Annotated in this window: 16 protein-coding genes; 6 read left to right on the top strand and 10 right to left on the bottom strand. The window is 41.1% G+C overall.

Going from position 1 to position 18460, the window contains the following annotated elements:
- Nucleotides 1-125 precede the first annotated feature (125 nt).
- From rsxA to VCM39_RS08525, 8 genes are all read right to left on the bottom strand, one after another.
- Entirely contained in the window at nt 126-698 is a 573-nt protein-coding gene (gene rsxA / locus VCM39_RS08560; protein ID WP_002562594.1) for an electron transport complex subunit RsxA, read from the bottom strand.
- Nucleotides 699-822: 124 nt separating this feature from the next.
- Nucleotides 823-1407, bottom strand: coding sequence for an electron transport complex subunit RsxE (gene rsxE, locus VCM39_RS08555; RefSeq protein WP_221649942.1), 585 nt, complete (start codon nt 1405-1407; stop codon nt 823-825).
- Nucleotides 1408-1424: 17 nt separating this feature from the next.
- Nucleotides 1425-2063 (bottom strand): RnfABCDGE type electron transport complex subunit G, encoded by a 639-nt coding sequence (locus VCM39_RS08550; RefSeq protein WP_221649941.1) that lies wholly within the window; start codon nt 2061-2063, stop codon nt 1425-1427.
- Nucleotides 2060-3055 carry an RnfABCDGE type electron transport complex subunit D gene (locus VCM39_RS08545; RefSeq protein ID WP_221649940.1) on the bottom strand — a complete coding sequence of 332 codons (996 nt, stop codon included), beginning with the start codon at nt 3053-3055 and terminating at the stop codon, nt 2060-2062. Before VCM39_RS08545 ends, VCM39_RS08550 begins: the two co-directional genes overlap by 4 nt.
- A gap of 6 nt (nt 3056-3061) precedes the next feature.
- Nucleotides 3062-4399, bottom strand: a complete 1338-nt coding sequence (rsxC, locus tag VCM39_RS08540) for an electron transport complex subunit RsxC (protein ID WP_322933075.1) — start codon at nt 4397-4399, stop codon at nt 3062-3064.
- Between the two features lie 35 nt (nt 4400-4434).
- Nucleotides 4435-5334, bottom strand: a complete 900-nt coding sequence (locus VCM39_RS08535; RefSeq protein ID WP_322933076.1) for a Fe-S cluster domain-containing protein — start codon at nt 5332-5334, stop codon at nt 4435-4437.
- Between the two features lie 7 nt (nt 5335-5341).
- Entirely contained in the window at nt 5342-5761 is a 420-nt protein-coding gene (locus tag VCM39_RS08530) for a SoxR reducing system RseC family protein (protein WP_289291965.1), read from the bottom strand.
- 181 nt (nt 5762-5942) lie between these two features.
- On the bottom strand, nt 5943-7388 hold the full coding sequence (locus VCM39_RS08525) for a DUF3078 domain-containing protein (protein WP_289291967.1): 1446 nt from the start codon (nt 7386-7388) through the stop codon (nt 5943-5945).
- 234 nt (nt 7389-7622) lie between these two features.
- Here VCM39_RS08525 and VCM39_RS08520 point away from each other — a divergent pair, with 234 nt between their 5' ends.
- The 6 genes from VCM39_RS08520 to VCM39_RS08495 all read left to right on the top strand — a co-directional run bounded on the left by VCM39_RS08520 (nt 7623) and on the right by VCM39_RS08495 (nt 16684).
- On the top strand, nt 7623-9227 hold the full coding sequence (locus VCM39_RS08520) for a CTP synthase (protein WP_221649936.1): 1605 nt from the start codon (nt 7623-7625) through the stop codon (nt 9225-9227).
- Nucleotides 9228-9257: 30 nt separating this feature from the next.
- A complete protein-coding gene (yidC, locus tag VCM39_RS08515; protein WP_289291969.1) occupies nt 9258-11108 on the top strand; it encodes a membrane protein insertase YidC in 1851 nt (616 codons plus the stop codon).
- Nucleotides 11109-11235: 127 nt separating this feature from the next.
- Nucleotides 11236-12567, top strand: a complete 1332-nt coding sequence (locus VCM39_RS08510) for an MATE family efflux transporter (protein ID WP_322933077.1) — start codon at nt 11236-11238, stop codon at nt 12565-12567.
- A 76-nt stretch (nt 12568-12643) separates the two neighbouring features.
- On the top strand, nt 12644-14731 hold the full coding sequence (locus VCM39_RS08505) for a S9 family peptidase (protein ID WP_322933078.1): 2088 nt from the start codon (nt 12644-12646) through the stop codon (nt 14729-14731).
- A 164-nt stretch (nt 14732-14895) separates the two neighbouring features.
- Entirely contained in the window at nt 14896-16143 is a 1248-nt protein-coding gene (locus tag VCM39_RS08500) for a hypothetical protein (protein WP_025867120.1), read from the top strand.
- 328 nt (nt 16144-16471) lie between these two features.
- Nucleotides 16472-16684 carry a DUF6132 family protein gene (locus VCM39_RS08495; RefSeq protein ID WP_221649931.1) on the top strand — a complete coding sequence of 71 codons (213 nt, stop codon included), beginning with the start codon at nt 16472-16474 and terminating at the stop codon, nt 16682-16684.
- A 140-nt stretch (nt 16685-16824) separates the two neighbouring features.
- Here VCM39_RS08495 and VCM39_RS08490 read toward each other — a convergent pair whose 3' ends face one another.
- Nucleotides 16825-17331, bottom strand: coding sequence for a flavin reductase family protein (locus tag VCM39_RS08490; RefSeq protein WP_044095616.1), 507 nt, complete (start codon nt 17329-17331; stop codon nt 16825-16827).
- 69 nt (nt 17332-17400) lie between these two features.
- A complete protein-coding gene (locus VCM39_RS08485) occupies nt 17401-18399 on the bottom strand; it encodes an MBL fold metallo-hydrolase (RefSeq protein ID WP_322933079.1) in 999 nt (332 codons plus the stop codon).
- Nucleotides 18400-18460 lie beyond the last annotated feature (61 nt).

Below are 18460 nucleotides of genomic sequence, written 5' to 3'. Positions count from 1 at the left end.
AAATCACCACAAAATAAAAAAGTTACGAGCTACAAGCCACGAACCATAAATAGCTGTGTATAAAACACAGACATTTAATTATTCGTAACTGTAGCCCGTAACTTATAATGAGTAGCTTATAACTACTACACTACTCCGGAGAATCCCATAAATGCCATAGCCAGCAAACCTGCTGTAATCAAAGCAATCGGTGTTCCTTTCATCCCTTCAGGAATCTTCACTAGACTCATCTGTTCGCGTAAACCGGCAAACAGCACAAGAGCAAGTCCGAAACCAAGAGCTGTAGAAAATGCATATACAACACCCGTCAACAGATCAAAGTCTTTCTGGATAACCAAAATAGCAACACCCAGGATACAACAGTTGGTCGTAATCAAGGGAAGAAATACTCCCAGCGCCTGATACAATGCAGGAGATACTTTCTTTAAAATAATTTCTACCATCTGTACCAAAGCGGCGATTACCAGGATGAAAGTAATAGTCTGCAAATAACCGAGTCCGAAAGCATCGAGTACAAACTTCTGAATCAGAAAGGTTACGATAGTAGCAATGGTAAGCACAAATGCTACTGCGGCACTCATACCTAACGCAGTTTCTACTTTCTTGGAAACCCCCAAGAAGGGGCAAATTCCCAGAAACTGTGACAATACGATGTTGTTTACAAAGATTGCCGATATAAATATCAATATATATTCCATAAACCTATTAATTAAAAATTATAAATTAGAATTCAGTAGTTAGTAGATAGAATCTATGCAGTATGTCAGTTACTATGCCGGATGGATTCTAACTACCAGCCACCAACTACTAAATTTAATTTTCTTAGTTTTTCTTCAAACTGTTAATCAATGCAATAAGGTATCCCAATGCAATGAAAGCACCCGGAGCCAATACAAATACCAACATACCGTACTCTTCCGGGAAGATAGCAAAGTCAAATACTTTACCAGTACCCAAGAATTCACGCATAGCACCCAGCAGAGTCAAAGCAAACGTAAAACCAAGGCCCATACCAATACCATCGAACAAAGAGGATACCGGGTTATTCTTAGCTGCAAAAGCTTCGGCACGTCCTAACACAATACAGTTCACAACAATCAACGGAATGAAAAGCCCCAGTGTGGCATACAATCCCGGAACATAAGCCTGCATCACCATCTGCAACAGAGTCACAAAGGATGCAATAACTACGATAAAGGACGGAATACGCACCATATCGGGAATCAGATTTTTGATCAGCGAGATAACGACATTGGAACAAATAAGTACAAACATCGTGGCCAGTCCCATACCCATACCATTAATGGCAGAAGAGGTAGTTCCCAACGTAGGACACATACCCAGCAGGAGCACAAATGTAGGATTCTCTTTGATAATCCCGTTCATCAATACTTTAAAGTTATTCATTTCTTAATACTCCTTTCTTAATTAGCACTGATGGATTCAGCAGGTTCAACAACTTTTTGTGTAGCACCAGTAGTTCCGTTGGTGTCATCATTGCCCTTGTAAGCGGCATAGGCAGCATTCACTGCATTAAGAAATGCACGTGAAGTAATAGTCGAAGCGGTAATAGCATCTATCTGACCACCGTCTTTACTCACTTTCAACGGAGCTTCACCCGGATTCATACCTTTAATGCTTCCTTTGCCACCTTCCTTAAACCAGTCAGCAGCTTTAGAGCCCAATCCCGGAGTTTCTGCATGAGACAGCAAAGAGTAATCATAGATTTTACCATCGGCATCAAAACCTACCAGAACTTTCAGTTCGCCACCAAAGCCCATAGTAGTAGATTCTACAGCAGCACCTACCCACTGACCGTCTTTTTTAGCAGGATAAATAGTATATTCAACCCCATCTATAGTTTGCTTGGTAGCTTCTGTAGTAGGGTCATTATCAAATGCAGGTACAACAACACTAATAGCATCGCTCAATATCTTAGCATTGGCTTCGGCTATCGGTCCTTTGGTAAGTTCATTTACATAAGCCAGTAACGCCACCGAAATAGCAGTAACCCCGGTAAGTACCAGCAACATATTCTTTAATGATGATTCTAATTTTTTCATTTTTTCTTCGCTACCTCCCCAAAGCGTTTAGGTTTGCAATATGTATTTATCAGCGGAGTAAATGCATTCATAATCAAAATAGCGAACGACATACCCTCAGGATAAGCACCAAACAAACGGATAATGACAGTCAGCAGACCGATACATACACCATAAATCAACATACCTTTCTTACTCATCGGAGAAGTAACATAATCCGTTGCCATAAAGATAGCTCCCAACATCAAACCACCGGTAAGTAATTGAAGAACCGGAGATACATACAATGCCGGATTCACCAAATGCATAATGCCGGAGAACACAAATACAGTAACCAGAATAGATACCGGAATGTGCCAGGTAATAATCTTCTTCCACAACATATAAATAAGTCCGAGTAGCAATGCAGCAGCACTTACTTCGCCCAAACATCCGCCATTCTGACCAATAAGAAGAGTCAGAGCATCAGGAAGCTGATCCAGTGAAACACCGGGAGCACCATTGATAATCCCCTTCATAATAGCCAGTGGAGTAGCTCCCGTAGTAGCATCAGCATAAGCTGTAAGCTGGCCTACAACCGGCCATGTAGTCATCTGCACCGGGAATGAGAGCAATAGGAATACACGTCCTGCCAATGCCGGATTAAAAGGGTTATTACCTAAACCTCCGAATGACATCTTGCCTACACCAATAGCAAACAGTGCACCCAAAATGATAATCCAGACAGGAAGGTTAGACGGAAGATTGAAGGCAAGCAACACACCGGTGATGATAGCCGAACCGTCACAAATAGTAGTAGTTTCTTTCTTCAGCAGGTACTTACCGATAGCCCATTCAAAAAAGACACAGGCTACCACAGAAGTAGCTGTAACAATAAGGGCACCCAACCCGAAAAAGAGTAGCGACACGATAAAGGCAGGGAATAATGCAATTAGTACACCATACATATTCTTCTGTATGCTGTCTCCGCCATGAACGTGAGGTGATAGTGATACTATAAATTTATTTTCCATACTTCATTATTTTTTAGCTTGACGTGCACGAATCATAGCCCCTACCTTACCTTTGCCTAAACGACAATAGTCGAGCAACGGACGGTAAGCCGGACAAGTGAACTGACAGGAGCCACATTCAATACAGTCCATGATTCTCTCAGTTTCCATTCTTTCAAATTCTCCGTTTTCGGCCAATGCAGAAAGCAGATAAGGTTCCAGTCCCATCGGGCAAGCACCTACACACTTCGCACAACGAATACAATTTTGTATCTCGCCACGCTTCGCTTCTTTCTGATTCATAATGAGAATACCGGAACTACCTTTAGCAGTAGGAACGTCAATATTAACCAATGCTTTCCCCATCATCGGACCACCACCGATTACCTTACCTGTATCTTCGGGTAAACCACCACAAGCATCAATCAACTGACGCATCGGTGTACCTACACGTGCCATAAAGTTAGAAGGTTTGGCAAGCGACTTACCGGTAACGGTAATAACACGCTCAAACAAAGGTTTATTTTTCTGCACAGCCTGATAAACAGCAAAAGCAGTACCCACATTCTGCACTACAGCACCGGTAGAGATAGGAAGCGCTCCACTCCCAACCTGGCGTTTGATAACGGCATCAATCAATTGCTTTTCACCTCCCTGCGGATATTGCACTTTCAAAGCTACTACTTCAATGCCGGCATAACCAGAAGCTATTTTGGTCATCAGTTCAATAGCGTCAGGTTTATTATTCTCGATACCAATAAATGCCTTATTCACCTTCACAGCCTTCATCAGGATAGAAACACCTACCATGATTTCTTCAGCATGTTCCAGCATTAGTTGATGGTCGGCCGTCAGATAAGGTTCACACTCTACTGCGTTAATAATAACACATTCAGCCTTGAATGAAGGAGGAGGACACAATTTTACCTGTGTAGGAAAACAGGCACCACCCAAACCAACAATACCTGCATCGGCTATCTTTTTTACAATCTCTTCAGAGCTCAGTTCGCACTCTCTCACCAGTGTTTCACTACGATCGATATTTTCTTCCCATTCGTCTCCTTCTACATCAATGAAAATGGCAGGTTTGGCATAACCGCTTGCATCAACAATCGAGTCAATTTTGGTTACCTTTCCGCTGACAGAAGAATGAATAGCTGCCGAAACAAAACCAGCAGGCTCGGCAATCTTTGTGCCCACTTTCACCACGTCACCTTTAGCCACAACAGGCTTTGCCGGAGCACCAATGTGCTGGCCCAGTAGAATTACCGCTTTTGACGGAACCTCTGCTGTAATGATGGGCTGATGTGCTGAGAGTTTATTTTCCTGTGGATGAACACCACCAATTGAAAATGTCTTCAACATACAATTCTGTATTTTATCTGTTATTATTCTATTATTTACGCTTCGGCTGCGGGAGCTGCTTTAGGAGTCTCCGCTTTGGGAGCCTCTGTTGCAAGAGTCCCTTCAGCCTTTGGTTTACGCGGCGGGAAATTTAACTCAATAATTGTTCCTTGCGGACAAACTTCCACACACTTACGACATGATTTACACTTATTGGGATCAATGTAAGCCAGATTGTTCTCGAGCGTGATAGCTTCGAACGGACAAGTCTTCACACATTTACCACAACCGATACAACTAACAGTACAAGCCTTGCGTGCCACTGCACCCTTGTCTTTATTAACACAAGACACATACACACGACGCGACTTTTTACCTTGCGGACGGATTTCAATAATTGCTTTCGGACAAGCTTTTACACAAGCACCACAAGCGGTACATTTTGCCTCATCTACTTCCGGAAGCCCGGTCTCCGGATTCATGTGGATAGCATCGAACTGGCAAACAGCTACACAGTCGCCACATCCCAGACATCCAAAACTACAACCTGTTTCTCCACCATAAAGAGAAGCAGCTATCGCACAGCTCTTTGCACCGTCGTACAGATTGGTACGAGGACGATTAGCACAGGTTCCGTTACATCTCACCACCGCAACCATTGGTTCGGCTTCACCGGCATCGAGTCCGAGGATAGAGGCCACTTGCGTCATAACATCCTGTCCACCTACAGGACAGAATTTACCTTCGAGCGAACCAGCTTTCACACAAGCGTCAGCAAATCCACTACATCCCGGATAGCCACATCCACCGCAATTGGCTTGGGGCAACACTTCGGACACCTGGGCAATACGCGGGTCTTCATACACGGCAAATTTCTTGGAAGCGGCATACAGAATAGCGGCTGAAACCAGCGCAATGGCTCCCAATGAAATTACTGCAATCAGAATCAAATTCATAAATTAGTTATTTTATTGGTTTTATAGTAAATGAAAATTTCTGTTTCAATCGGTTCTTATTCAACCACAATACACAATAATAAGGAATAAGAAGAGCAAGTGATGTAAGTGACGCATAGAGCTCGTCGTTCATCACTGCCATAAATAAGAAAAGGGAAAGTATTAAAAGTACAAAAGGAAATACGAAAGCCAAAGCAACAGCCATCATCCCCATAGAGGTTTCGCCGGTCACCATTACCTGTTCTCCAATCTGATAAGAAGATGCCGAAGGATCAACAATGTCGATAACCTTCTCTTTACTGTCTGCAGAGGAACAATGCCCTTTGACACTGCATGCCGAGCATGCTGATGTCTGGATAATTCTCACTGAAAGATGAGAACCATTTATGTTTTCCACAATACCTTGATGCTTTATTGTATTAGCCATTTTGCAAACTGAACATTACAAATTGCGGCAAATTTAAGCATTATTTGTGAACTACGAAGCGTTAGGCTGTTTTTTCTATGTGTTAAAGTGTTATTTTTACGTTTTTTGTTATCGCACACAATAAATAACGAAGGGCGACCTATATGGCCGCCCTTCGTTAATATGCTTACAAAAAGTTAACTTACCATTGATAATTGATACCAAAACTGAGCAATTCCTTTACTTGAAAATAGCTACTTCCCTCAGTTGGTTTCGAACTGTCATCATAACGTGCATGTACATAAAGTTTAGTAGACAGATAACGGTTCAGAACAAAGTTTACTGTATTTTCCCACTCTATACGCACCCATTTGTAACTGGTGAGGTAATTTAAACGAGAGTCAAGAGTCACGGAAGGAATGATCGTCCAGGTCAGAGTCGGCTGAAATTGTGAACCAAAATCATTTTTAGAACATTTGCCTTCATCCAGACCGAATTTTGTTTCATTTACTTCACTGTTACCTATATAACGGAGGTTATAAGTCAAAGGAGCCAAGAACAGAGAGAAGTTAAATTTCTTCTTCTTCAATTTATAATCCATACCAATGCTGACTGCCAGATCTGCCGGAGCAAAGAAAGCAGAAACGAGTTCTTCACTATTGGCTTTATAACCATTAGCAAACTGAGTTTTGAATTCAGCGGAAACAGTATAATACCAGTTATGAGCAGCCTGAATACCCAGTTTACTATACAAACGAAGCTGGTCTGTATTCACTAAATATTTATGGTACTTATCCGACGGAGTAGAGTTGAATCCTAATTTAGCTTCCAGCATATTCTCAAACTGCACCTTCTCACGGTCATTGTAATTAGCAAACAGTTTCAAATTGGCAAGCAATGCATTATTGCTTTCTCCTCCTTTATACCAGTTATCCGAAATATAGTTTTGGGTAATCTGCAAAGAGCCATTACCACCAGTTACCCACCAGTTAGGTTTACTGATTTTCAGTTCAGCCTCTCCTACTGCAACATCCATCGGCTCTTTATCAAACAAACGAAGCACCTCTGTTTTTGCCTTAGGCTTCACATCTTCACGGAACACCTTTCGGCTTCTGATACGATCTTCTGTTGTGCGAACCAACTGAGGAGCATTCAAGTAAACCCCCATCAATGACTGGTCAACAATCTTGTTGGCGCGTTCCAAAGTCGTGAAACGATCTTTATCATAAGGTAACCAATTAGAATAATCCACAGAAACAGAATCCAGTTTAGGCATCTCCCAATCAATTTTAGAGTAATATGCAATCGGAGAATAATAATATGCCAACGGCACAAAAAGACGATAGTATTTCGGATGAACCGGAATATAACGTTCCGGCACAGCAGGATCATTCAAATAATCTAACTCTCCAATATACTTTTGATACAAATAAGAAACTGTATCCAGTTTATTGGTCTCAGTATTCAATTTCAAAAAGAGATAAGGCTGAAGTCCTTCCGAAAGCGTATCAGGTTTCATGGTCAACAGTGTATCAGCTTTTATTACATTAGTCCTGTTTTTCGACACAGTCCCGACTACATCTTGCGCCACAACAGACGAAGAAAAAATAATCGCCAATGCGAATGATGAGATATAACTATTTTTCATAATTCATGCTATTTGAGCGCAAAAATACATCAAAAACTTCAGAAAACATAGAAAAAGTAAAAAGTTGTTTTCACCAACCTTTTTGTAAGGCTTTAAGGAGGGAATTGCATTTTTTAATAAATTTGTTTCTGTGAATACTTACTACTTCCTCATTTTTTTGTAATTTTGCAGTTTTTAATGCGTTAGATTCTTTAGAATACTACTAGTAAACAAATAATTAAAACAGTTATAGCTGTGGGAGAAACAAAGTATATTTTCGTCACCGGTGGTGTAGCTTCCTCGTTAGGAAAAGGTATTATCTCATCATCCATCGGTAAATTGCTGCAAGCAAGAGGTTACAATGTAACCATTCAGAAGTTTGACCCGTACATCAACATCGACCCGGGAACACTGAACCCTTATGAACACGGAGAATGTTACGTGACTGTAGATGGACACGAAGCTGACCTCGATTTAGGACATTACGAACGCTTCCTAGGAATTCAGACAACAAAAGCCAATAACATTACTACCGGACGTATTTACAAAAGTGTAATTGACAAAGAACGTCGTGGTGACTATTTGGGCAGAACCATTCAGGTAATCCCACATATTACAGACGAAATTAAACGCAACGTCAAACTATTAGGTAATAAATACAAATTCGACTTTGTAATTACCGAAATTGGCGGAACAGTAGGCGATATTGAATCACTTCCTTATGTGGAAAGTATTCGCCAGTTAAAATGGGAATTAGGTAAAGATGCATTATGTGTACACCTTACTTATGTACCTTATCTGGCTGCAGCCGGTGAACTGAAAACCAAACCGACTCAGCATTCGGTAAAAGAGTTACAAAGTGCAGGTATCCAACCGGATATTCTGGTATTACGTACAGAGCACGAACTTACCGCCGGACTTCGTAAAAAAGTGGCATTGTTCTGCAATGTAGATGAGAATGCAGTAGTACAAAGTATTGATGCTCCTACTATCTACGAAGTACCTTTGCTGATGCAGGCTCAGGGATTAGATGAAACAATCCTGAAAAAGATGGGACTTCCTGTTGGAGAAACTCCGGGATTAGGTCCGTGGCGTGCATTCCTCGAACGTCGTCATAAAGCAGAACAGAAAGAACCCGTACATATTGCGTTAGTTGGTAAATACGACTTGCAAGACGCATACAAATCTATCCGTGAAGCGCTTTCACAAGCCGGAACTTACAATGACTGCAAAGTTGAGGTGGATTTCGTAAACAGTGAAACACTTACAGATGACAATGTAGAAGAAGCATTGAAGGGAATGTCCGGCGTAATGATAGGTCCCGGATTTGGCCAACGTGGTATTGATGGTAAATTTGTAGCTATCAAGTATACCCGTACCCACAACATTCCTACATTCGGTATTTGTTTGGGTATGCAGTGCATTGCTATCGAATTTGCCCGTAACGTACTTGGATACAAAGATGCCAACTCACGTGAAATGGATGAGAAAACACCGCACAATGTTATCGACATCATGGAAGAGCAGAAGGCAATCACTAATATGGGAGGAACCATGCGTTTGGGTGCATATGAATGTACATTGGAAAAAGGTAGTAAAGCTTACGAAGCCTATAAAACAGAACACATTCAGGAACGTCACCGTCACCGCTACGAATTCAATAACGACTTTAAAACTGAATATGAAGCAGCCGGCATGAAATGTACTGGTATCAATCCTGAATCAGGTCTTGTAGAGATTGTAGAAATCCCTACCTTGAAATGGTTCGTAGGTACTCAGTTCCATCCGGAATATAGCAGTACGGTATTGAATCCACATCCATTGTTCGTATCATTCATCAAGGCGGCAATCGGAAAATAAAAATAAATCATAATTCATAACTCTAAAAAAATGGATAAGAACACCATTACGGGTCTCGTTTTAATAGCGCTATTATTAGTGGGTTTCAGTTTCTTTAGTCGTCCGAGTGAAGAACAGCTTGCTGCACAAAAGAGATACTACGACTCCATTGCAGTGGTGCAAAAACAGGAGGAAGCTCTAAAAGCTAAAACTGCCGCTGCATTGGCTAATGAAAAAGAAGAAACAACAAGCGTAGATTCTACTTCACTCTTTTTTGATGCCATGGAGGGTAAAGAGTCCTTCACCACCATTCAGAATAATCTGGTAGAAATTACATTTGTCAATAAAGGAGGCCGTGTTTACTCTGCCATGCTGAAAGATTATAACGGGCAAGATGGCAAACCAATCGTATTGTTCAATGGCAGTGATGCTGAGATGAGCTTTAATTTCTACAATAAGAAAGAAACAGTACAAACCAGGGATTACTATTTTGAAGTAGTTAATAAGACCGATAGTAGCATTACGATGCGTCTGGCTGCTGATAAAGACAGTTATATTGATTTTGCTTACACTCTGAAACCAGACAGTTATCTACTTGGATTTACCATCCAGGCAACGGGTATGACTGGCAAACTTGCTTCAACAGACTATGTAGATATCTCATGGTCGCAACGCGCCCGTCAGCTTGAAAAAGGATACACTTACGAAAACCGTCTGGCTGAATTGATGTATAAGGTAGCAAATGATGGAACCGATAACCTCTCAGCTGCCAAGGACGATGAAAAGCAGATTGAAGGCCGCGTAGACTGGGTTGCCTTCAAAAATCAGTTTTTCTCCTCTGTATTTATTGCTAATCAGGACTTCGACAAGGTAGTAGTAAAATCAAAGATGGAGAAACAAGGAACCGGTTATATCAAAGACTATTCTGCTGAAATGAATACTTTCTTTGATCCGACAGGTAAACAGGCTACTGATATGTACTTCTACTTCGGACCGAATCATTACAAAACGCTTAAAGCACTTGATAAGGGACGTGATGACAAATGGGAGCTCGACAATCTGGTTTATTTGGGGTGGCCTCTGATTCGCTGGATTAATAAGTATATTACAATCAACGTGTTCGATTGGCTTTCGGGCTGGGGACTGAGTATGGGTCTTGTATTATTGCTATTGACCATCATGGTGAAAATTGCAGTATATCCGGCAACTTGGAAAACCTATATGTCATCTGCCAAGATGCGTGTATTGAAGCCGAAAATTGATGAAATCAATAAGAAGTATCCGAAGCAGGAAGATGCAATGAAGAAGCAACAGGAAGTAATGAGCCTGTATAGCCAGTATGGCGTCAGCCCAATGGGAGGATGTCTGCCGATGTTATTACAGTTCCCGATTCTTATGGCATTGTTTATGTTTGTACCGAGTGCTATTGAACTTCGTCAACAGAGCTTTTTGTGGGCACCGGACCTCTCTACGTATGATGCCTTCATTACATTCCCGTTCCATATCCCATTCCTGGGTAATCACCTCAGTTTGTTCTGTTTGCTGATGACAGTAACCAATGTTTTGAACACTAAGTATACTATGCAACAACAGGATACCGGTGCACAGCCTCAGATGGCAGCAATGAAATGGATGATGTATCTGATGCCGATAATGTTCCTTTTCGTATTGAACGATTATCCTTCGGGATTGAACTATTACTATTTCATTTCAACATTGATCAGTGTGGGTACAATGATCGTATTGCGCAAAACAACGGATGAAGACAAGTTGCTGGCTATCCTTGAAGCAAAGAAAAAAGACCCGAAACAAATGAAAAAGACCGGTTTTGCCGCTCGCCTGGAAGCTATGCAAAAGCAACAGGAACAAATGGCAAAAACAAGACAACAACAGAAGAAATAATAAAAATTAATTCTGTATGATGTAGAAAGCCGGGCAAATCCAAAAGGGTATTTGTCCGGCTTTATGCTTGTGCTTCCCGCACGGGAAAGTACGCCAAGCGATAAAACGACTATAAACAAACAAAGAGATGAAAACTAAATATACTTATAAGGAGATATGGATTATCTCCTACCCTATCCTTATCAGCCTTATCATGGAGCAGATGATAGGAATGACGGACACAGCCTTTTTAGGACGTGTCGGAGAGATTGAATTGGGTGCATCTGCCATTGCCGGAATCTATTACCTGGCTATCTTTATGATGGCATTCGGTTTCAGTATCGGAGCACAAATCATGATTGCCCGCCGCAACGGAGAACAACGGTACAACGAAATAGGTCCTATCTTCTATCAGGGAATCTATTTCCTATTAGCATTAGCCGCCGTCATGTTTACCTTATCGATATGCTTTTCACCGCATATACTGAAGAATATTATCTCTTCACCAAACATCTATGAAGCCGCCATCAGTTACATCAACTGGCGTGTATTCGGTTTCTTTTTCTCGTTCATAATGGTGATGTTCCGCGCTTATTTTGTAGGTACTACGCAGACAAAAACCCTAACCCTGAACTCCATTGTAATGGTACTGTCAAACGTTGTATTCAACTATATCCTGATCTTTGGTAAATTCGGTTTTCCAAAACTTGGTATTGCCGGAGCAGCCATTGGCTCATCACTGGCAGAATTGGTATCGGTACTGTTCTTCGTCATCTATACCTGGAAACGGATTGATTGCCGGAAGTATGCACTACACAAGCTCCCGGCCTTTCAATCTAAAACGTTGAAAACTATATTGGGAGTGTCTTTCTGGACTATGATACAAAACCTGCTGTCCATGTCCACCTGGTTTATGTTCTTCCTCTTTGTAGAACATCTGGGCGAACGGGCACTGGCCGTTACCAACATCATCCGCAATGTCTCAGGCATACCATTTATGATGACAATGGCATTTGCTTCTACCTGTGGTTCATTAGTCAGCAACCTGATCGGAGCCGGAGAAATACAATGTGTACAAGGCACCATTCGTCAGCATATCCGCATCGCATATGCTTTTGTATTACCACTGTTGATATTCTTTGCTCTGTTCCCCAACCTTGTACTGAGTATTTACACCGATATTCCGGAACTGCGGGAAGCCTCCATACCATCATTATGGGTACTATGCACGGGTTATCTGATAATGATTCCGTGTAATGTATATTTCCAGTCCGTATCCGGAACCGGTAACACGCGAACTGCATTAGTCATGGAAATGTGTGTGTTAGCTATTTATATTGCATATATCACATACATCATCCTGTATCTGCGAGTAGACGTAGCTATCTGCTGGACAACAGAACATCTGTATGCCACTCTCACGTTGATACTATGCTGGTGGTATATAAAGAAAGGAAACTGGCAGAAAAAGAAAATATAATTCAATTTATCTGTCACCCAATCCATGAATAAAATTTAATCGTTATCTTCGCACATCTTAATTTAACTGAAAAAATATGAGACAAGCCAAACTGTTAGTTATGTCAACAACAATGATGTTAGCAGCCTGCGGTGGAACAAAAGATGCAGGACAGAGCGCAGAAGCACTCATCGGCAAATCGGATATCAAGATTGAAGGAATGCGTATGACACCCGAAGCACTATGGGCCATGGGACGCATCGGTGAGGTATCCGTATCACCCGACAATCAGAAAATTGTGTATAGTGTAGCTTACTACAGTGTACCGGAAAACAAAAGTAACCGCGAACTTTTCACCATGAAAGCGGACGGAAGTGACAACAAACAGATCACTCACACCCCCTATCAGGAGAATGGAGCCATCTGGATTAAGGATGGAACTAAAATAGCTTTTCTAAGCAATGATAACGGAAGCAGCCAGATTTATGAGATGAATCCGGACGGTAGCGGACGTAAACAACTCACCAACTATGACGGGGATATTGAAGGCTTCTCTATTTCACCGGATGGAAAAAAGATTCTTTTTGTCTCACAAGTGAAAACAGTAAAAAGCACAGCTGATAAATATCCGGATCTGCCCAAAGCATCGGGTATCATCGTTACCGACCTGATGTATAAGCATTGGGATGAATGGGTAACAACTGCCCCACATCCGTTTGTAGCCGATTTTGACGGAAACTCAATCTCCAATATCGTTGATATCCTGGATGGCGAACCTTATGAAAGTCCGATGAAACCCTGGGGTGGTATGGAACAACTGGCATGGAATACAACTTCAGATAAGATAGCTTATACCTGCCGTAAAAAGACGGGATTAGAATACGCTGTTTCTACCAATTCGGATATTTATGTGTATGACCTGAAAACAAAGCAAACGACTAATATTACCGAAGAGAACAAAGGATATGATACCAATCCGCAGTATTCTCCGGATGGTAAATACATTGCCTGGCAGAGTATGGAACGCGACGGTTATGAAGCAGATCAGAACCGCCTTTTCGTAATGAACCTCGAAACAGGCGAAAAACGGTTTGTCAGTAAAACATTTGAATCAAACGTAGATGCTTTCATCTGGAGTGCAGATGCACAAACGATCTATTTCACCGGCGTATGGCATGGAGAAGTACAGATATATGCCCTCAACCTTGCTGATGATTCTATCAAACCGATCACCGAAGGAATGTATGACTATGATGCTCCTGCCCTTTTCGGGGATAAACTAATTGCCAAACGTCATTCAATGAGTATGGGCGACGAAATTTATGCCATCTCCCTGGACGGAAAAACCACTCAACTGACACAGGAGAACCAACAGATCTACGATCAGCTTGAAATGGGTAAAATAGAAGAACGTTGGATGAAGACTACAGACGGAAAACAGATGCTGACTTGGGTAATTTATCCCCCTAAGTTTGATCCGAACAAAAAATATCCAACCTTACTCTTCTGTGAAGGTGGTCCACAAAGCCCCGTTAGTCAGTTTTGGAGTTATCGCTGGAACTTCCAGATTATGGCAGCTAATGACTATATCATCGTTGCCCCGAATCGTCGCGGACTTCCCGGCTTTGGTAATGAATGGAACGAAGCTATCAGCGGCGATTATGGCGGCCAATGCATGAAAGATTATTTCACGGCAATCGATGAAATGACAAAAGAGCCGTTTGTTGATAAAGACCGTTTGGGCTGCGTAGGTGCCAGCTTCGGTGGTTTCTCTGTGTACTGGCTCGCCGGACATCATGATAAACGTTTTAAAGCATTTATTGCACACGACGGTATCTTCAACATGGAAATGCAGTATCTGGAAACAGAAGAAAAATGGTTTGCCAACTGGGATATGGGTGGCGCCTACTGGGAGAAACAAAATGCAACAGCGCAACGTACCTTTGCCAACTCTCCACATCTGTTCGTAGACAAATGGGACACCCCTATCCTTTGCATCCATGGAGAGAAAGACTACCGTATCCTTGCCAATCAGGCAATGGCTGCATTCGATGCTGCGGTAATGCGAGGTGTTCCTGCAGAATTACTTATCTATCCGGATGAAAACCACTGGGTACTCAAGCCACAGAATGGTATCTTGTGGCAACGCACATTCTTTGAATGGCTGGATAAATGGTTGAAATAAAGAACCAATCCGATAAATAGTAAAAGTCTCTTTGATTCATCAAAGGGACTTTTTTCATTTTATAAGAAAAAGAACGAGGAATGTGTTTAGCACTAACGTCGTGTCAGGTGTATTTATAATAGATATAATGAAACCCTCTGATTAACTTTACATAAAATAGAACTATGAAAACAATTCTTTTAAAACTACTTCTCATCTGGGCACCTGCTTTCCTACCTCTACTTTCTTATGCACAAAGTAATTATCGTCCCGGACTGATTATTACGATCCAAAACGATACTGTATATGGACAGATAGACTTCCGGACAGATAAGATGAATGCCAAACGATGTGTGTTTAAGCCGGAAAGGAGTTCGGATATTATAACCTATTATCCAAATGATATACAGGGATATAGATTCACGGATGACGGAAAATATTATATTTCATATACGATAGAACTAAAGCACAGTGAAGCACCTCAGCCTGTTTTTCTAGAATACCTTCTTCAAGGTATAAAAAGTCTGTATTATTATGAAACAGAGAATTATGAGTCTATCTACTTTGTAGAGAGTGGTGATAAATTGATAAAAGTAGATGCACCCAAGATCATTACTAAAAGAGAAAATGGCAGCCAATATACTGGTAATGTGAAACGCTATATTCCAATATTACAATATGCCTTTGGAGATTGCCCAGCTTTGGAACATAAAATCAGAAGAACATCATTTACTCATAAAGGCCTGATTGATATTGCAAAAGATTATCATTATGCAATGTGTACCAGCAATGAAGATTGCATTGAATTTGAGACTAAAGAAGACAAACACTCCCTAAGACTGTATGTGACTCCTTATGCCGGAATACAACAATACAGTTTCCCTTCAAGAGGCCCTTGGCATAATTTTAGTAAACCTGATTTATCCTATCTGTTTGGTGTAAACCTGGCATTGAACAGCCGACGTTGGATGAGCTCTTTAAGCGCATCTATGGATATTTCCATTTCTCATTTCAACAGTGTAGAGCAAAGATCTTATCAAACCTATAAGATGGTAGATGGCAGTATTTCTGAAACTTATCTTCATCATTATACCAGAAGTAGCTCACTAACATCACTCTCTGCAAAATTAGGTATCCGCTATACATATCCAAAAGGCAGAATACGTCCTTTTATAGAAGCCGGTGGAGCATTTGCAGGTATGATTGGCAGAAAGTTCGGTCCGGAACAGGAAGGAGATTATAGCTCTATAGCAGAAAACGTTGCAGAAGATACAGCTTTAGGATACTATGTCAATGCAGGCTTACAATTCAAACCGGTAAAGCATAGAGATCAATATATTGTATTGCGGGCACAGTTTGAAGCTGCTCACCATGCAGGTCTTGGCCTTCCACTCTACAATGCATGGTCGGGTGCTATAGGATATACTTTTTAATAATGACCTAGTGAGGGTAAAGATTATTACTTATTCTTACTATGGTCTTTTACAATGACTTTACATACTCAGGAGACAAGCTATTCTCTTCTGTCAGAACTCCATTTTATAACTGATGAACGGAATTACACTATCAAAATAGAAATCAAGCAAGTTTATACACAACAAAGTTGATCCCTTTTTCTTAATTCTTATCAAATCCATGAATTATTAGCAAATAAATGTTGCTATACAAATATTTTCCGAAGGAAATTTGTTTTAATAGAAAAATAGTTAAGCTGATTACATAACTATATGCTTCAAAACGAAGCTTTAATAACAGAATAATATGATAAGAAATTTCTTTAAAAGCCAGTGGCTTACTTTGACAGGAATAGCAGTTGGTGCATTGGGTGGTTTTCTGTACTGGAAATTTGTAGGTTGCGCCACCGGGAGTTGCCCTATCACATCTTCACCTGTTAATAGTGCTTTATGGGGGGCACTTATGGGTGGACTACTCCTAAGTTCTTTTAAAGTGACAACTAAAGAAAAAACAAAATGAAAAAAATGGCTAAAAGTGGAAAGGAAACAAGGAAAAATAAAAATAGGTTTTAGGTGATTTGATTATTCATTTCTTCTGAGAAGGATGAGGTTGAAAAGTTATACCAACTGCATCCTTCTCAGAAGAATAACAGACCAGTATCAACGCATCCACACGCTCTCTATTTCAACCACATACATTTTGTGAAAACCACCATGTGCACCTCCATACCATTTATCAATCAGTTTCTTATCAAAGAAATTTTCAGGATCAATAGCATCCGCATAGAGCTTTTTACATTCTAAACTCAGACGGGACTGTTCAAAAAACACATTTCCTTGCTCTGTAAACAACGGCTTCAATCCGGTTTCTTTCACTTTATCTACTTCTCTACCTGACTTTGATCCGCAAACGGCATGAATCTTTTTATTTTCTTCTCCCAGAAAAGAGAGGGTGAGATAATCGCCTTTCTCAATAAACTCATACGTATATCGTTCGGGGCGAACAAAGACAAAGGCTACCGGTTTGTTCCACAACCAGCCAATACCTCCCCAACTAGCAGTCATGGTATTAAAACCATCTTTGTTACCGGCTGTCACCAACATCCACTCTTTGCCAATGGCTTCAAAAAAATTCTCCGAAAGCTCTTTTATTTCTACCTTTTTCATTGCTATTTGTGCTTCCCGCACAGGGAGGTGCGACAAGCGATGTTCTTTATAAAAATAATAATACAATCTTTACTTCTGTCTTTTCAACTTCACAATCTCTCCAAGTGCAGGAATAACCACATTGACCTTCCGTTTTTTTGCCTCAGCAGCAAATACCTGAGGAGGATCATGAAGTGGCTCATCTGATAAATCGAATGTTCCGTAATGCATCGGGATAGTCAATCCTGCCTGCATCTCTTGTGAAGCCGTCAATGCTTCATGAGGAGAAATATGATTGGGACGCATAAACCAGCGGGGCTTGTAAGCACCAATCCCCACTAAGGCATAATCGGGAGCACCGAAAAGTTCCGGCATCTCCGAAAAATGTTGTGAATATCCGGTATCACCACTATAATAAACAGACATACCATCTCCCTGAATCATAAATGCACCCCAAAGGCGCTGTCCGCCATCACGCACCGAACGTTTACTCCAATGCTGGGCAGGCAGAAAAGTGATTTTCAATCCTTCATCCATTATCTGCTGATACCATCCGGCCTCTACCATCTCAATCTCCGGAAACCAGCTTTTTATCAACTCTCCGGTACCCAAGCCGCAGAAAAGTTTCATCTGAGGATTGCTCTTTAATAGACAACCGACACTCTGTTTATCCAAATGATCAAAATGATCGTGACTAATCAACAGATAATCAATTCCGGTAAAAATGTCCGTATTGGCAGGAAACTGACTTCTTCGACGTACAAAGGGAATACTCCCGAATACCGGGTCAAACATAATACGTTTCCCTGCCAGTTGCAGAAAAAAAGAATTATGCCCAAGCCATATCAATGAGTTTCCCGTAACTGCATCCAATGAACGAAGATAGTTTACTCTCGGTTCCCACTTAACGGTACGTTTCTCTTTCCGTTGCGGATTGGGAGACAAACGCCATTTCAACACACTGCCCATTCCGGGCCGAAAACGATGCTGCCGATTGAAGAACCGCCCTTTTACCATTGGATTTCCCCTCCAATAGGGGTTTATAGTGGCCAGACGCTCGTTACGTCTGAAACATATATGCTCACCCATATTTCTCTAAACCAAATAAGATATCACAAACTTAAATAAAAATCATTGACTTACAAATAGA

Source organism: Bacteroides mucinivorans (assembly GCF_034654355.2).
Classification (GTDB): Bacteria; Bacteroidota; Bacteroidia; order Bacteroidales; family Bacteroidaceae; genus Bacteroides; species Bacteroides nordii.
The sequence above is the reverse complement of the archived record's forward strand: the minus strand, read 5'-3'. Positions and strand labels throughout refer to the sequence as shown.

Bases quoted from the DNA above. Each gene is read 5' to 3' on its own strand.
- VCM39_RS08485 (WP_322933079.1), bottom strand. From the start codon at position 18,399: ATGGGTGAGCATATATGTTTCAGACGTAACGAGCGTCTGGCCACTATA.
- VCM39_RS08510 (WP_322933077.1), top strand. From the start codon at position 11,236: ATGAAAACTAAATATACTTATAAGGAGATATGGATTATCTCCTACCCT.
- VCM39_RS08545 (WP_221649940.1), bottom strand. From the start codon at position 3,055: ATGGAAAATAAATTTATAGTATCACTATCACCTCACGTTCATGGCGGA.
- VCM39_RS08500 (WP_025867120.1), top strand. From the start codon at position 14,896: ATGAAAACAATTCTTTTAAAACTACTTCTCATCTGGGCACCTGCTTTC.
- VCM39_RS08535 (WP_322933076.1), bottom strand. From the start codon at position 5,334: ATGAATTTGATTCTGATTGCAGTAATTTCATTGGGAGCCATTGCGCTG.
- rsxC (WP_322933075.1), bottom strand. From the start codon at position 4,399: ATGTTGAAGACATTTTCAATTGGTGGTGTTCATCCACAGGAAAATAAA.
- VCM39_RS08495 (WP_221649931.1), top strand. From the start codon at position 16,472: ATGATAAGAAATTTCTTTAAAAGCCAGTGGCTTACTTTGACAGGAATA.
- VCM39_RS08490 (WP_044095616.1), bottom strand. From the start codon at position 17,331: ATGAAAAAGGTAGAAATAAAAGAGCTTTCGGAGAATTTTTTTGAAGCC.
- yidC (WP_289291969.1), top strand. From the start codon at position 9,258: ATGGATAAGAACACCATTACGGGTCTCGTTTTAATAGCGCTATTATTA.
- rsxA (WP_002562594.1), bottom strand. From the start codon at position 698: ATGGAATATATATTGATATTTATATCGGCAATCTTTGTAAACAACATC.
- VCM39_RS08530 (WP_289291965.1), bottom strand. From the start codon at position 5,761: ATGGCTAATACAATAAAGCATCAAGGTATTGTGGAAAACATAAATGGT.
- VCM39_RS08505 (WP_322933078.1), top strand. From the start codon at position 12,644: ATGAGACAAGCCAAACTGTTAGTTATGTCAACAACAATGATGTTAGCA.
- VCM39_RS08525 (WP_289291967.1), bottom strand. From the start codon at position 7,388: ATGAAAAATAGTTATATCTCATCATTCGCATTGGCGATTATTTTTTCT.
- VCM39_RS08550 (WP_221649941.1), bottom strand. From the start codon at position 2,063: ATGAAAAAATTAGAATCATCATTAAAGAATATGTTGCTGGTACTTACC.
- rsxE (WP_221649942.1), bottom strand. From the start codon at position 1,407: ATGAATAACTTTAAAGTATTGATGAACGGGATTATCAAAGAGAATCCT.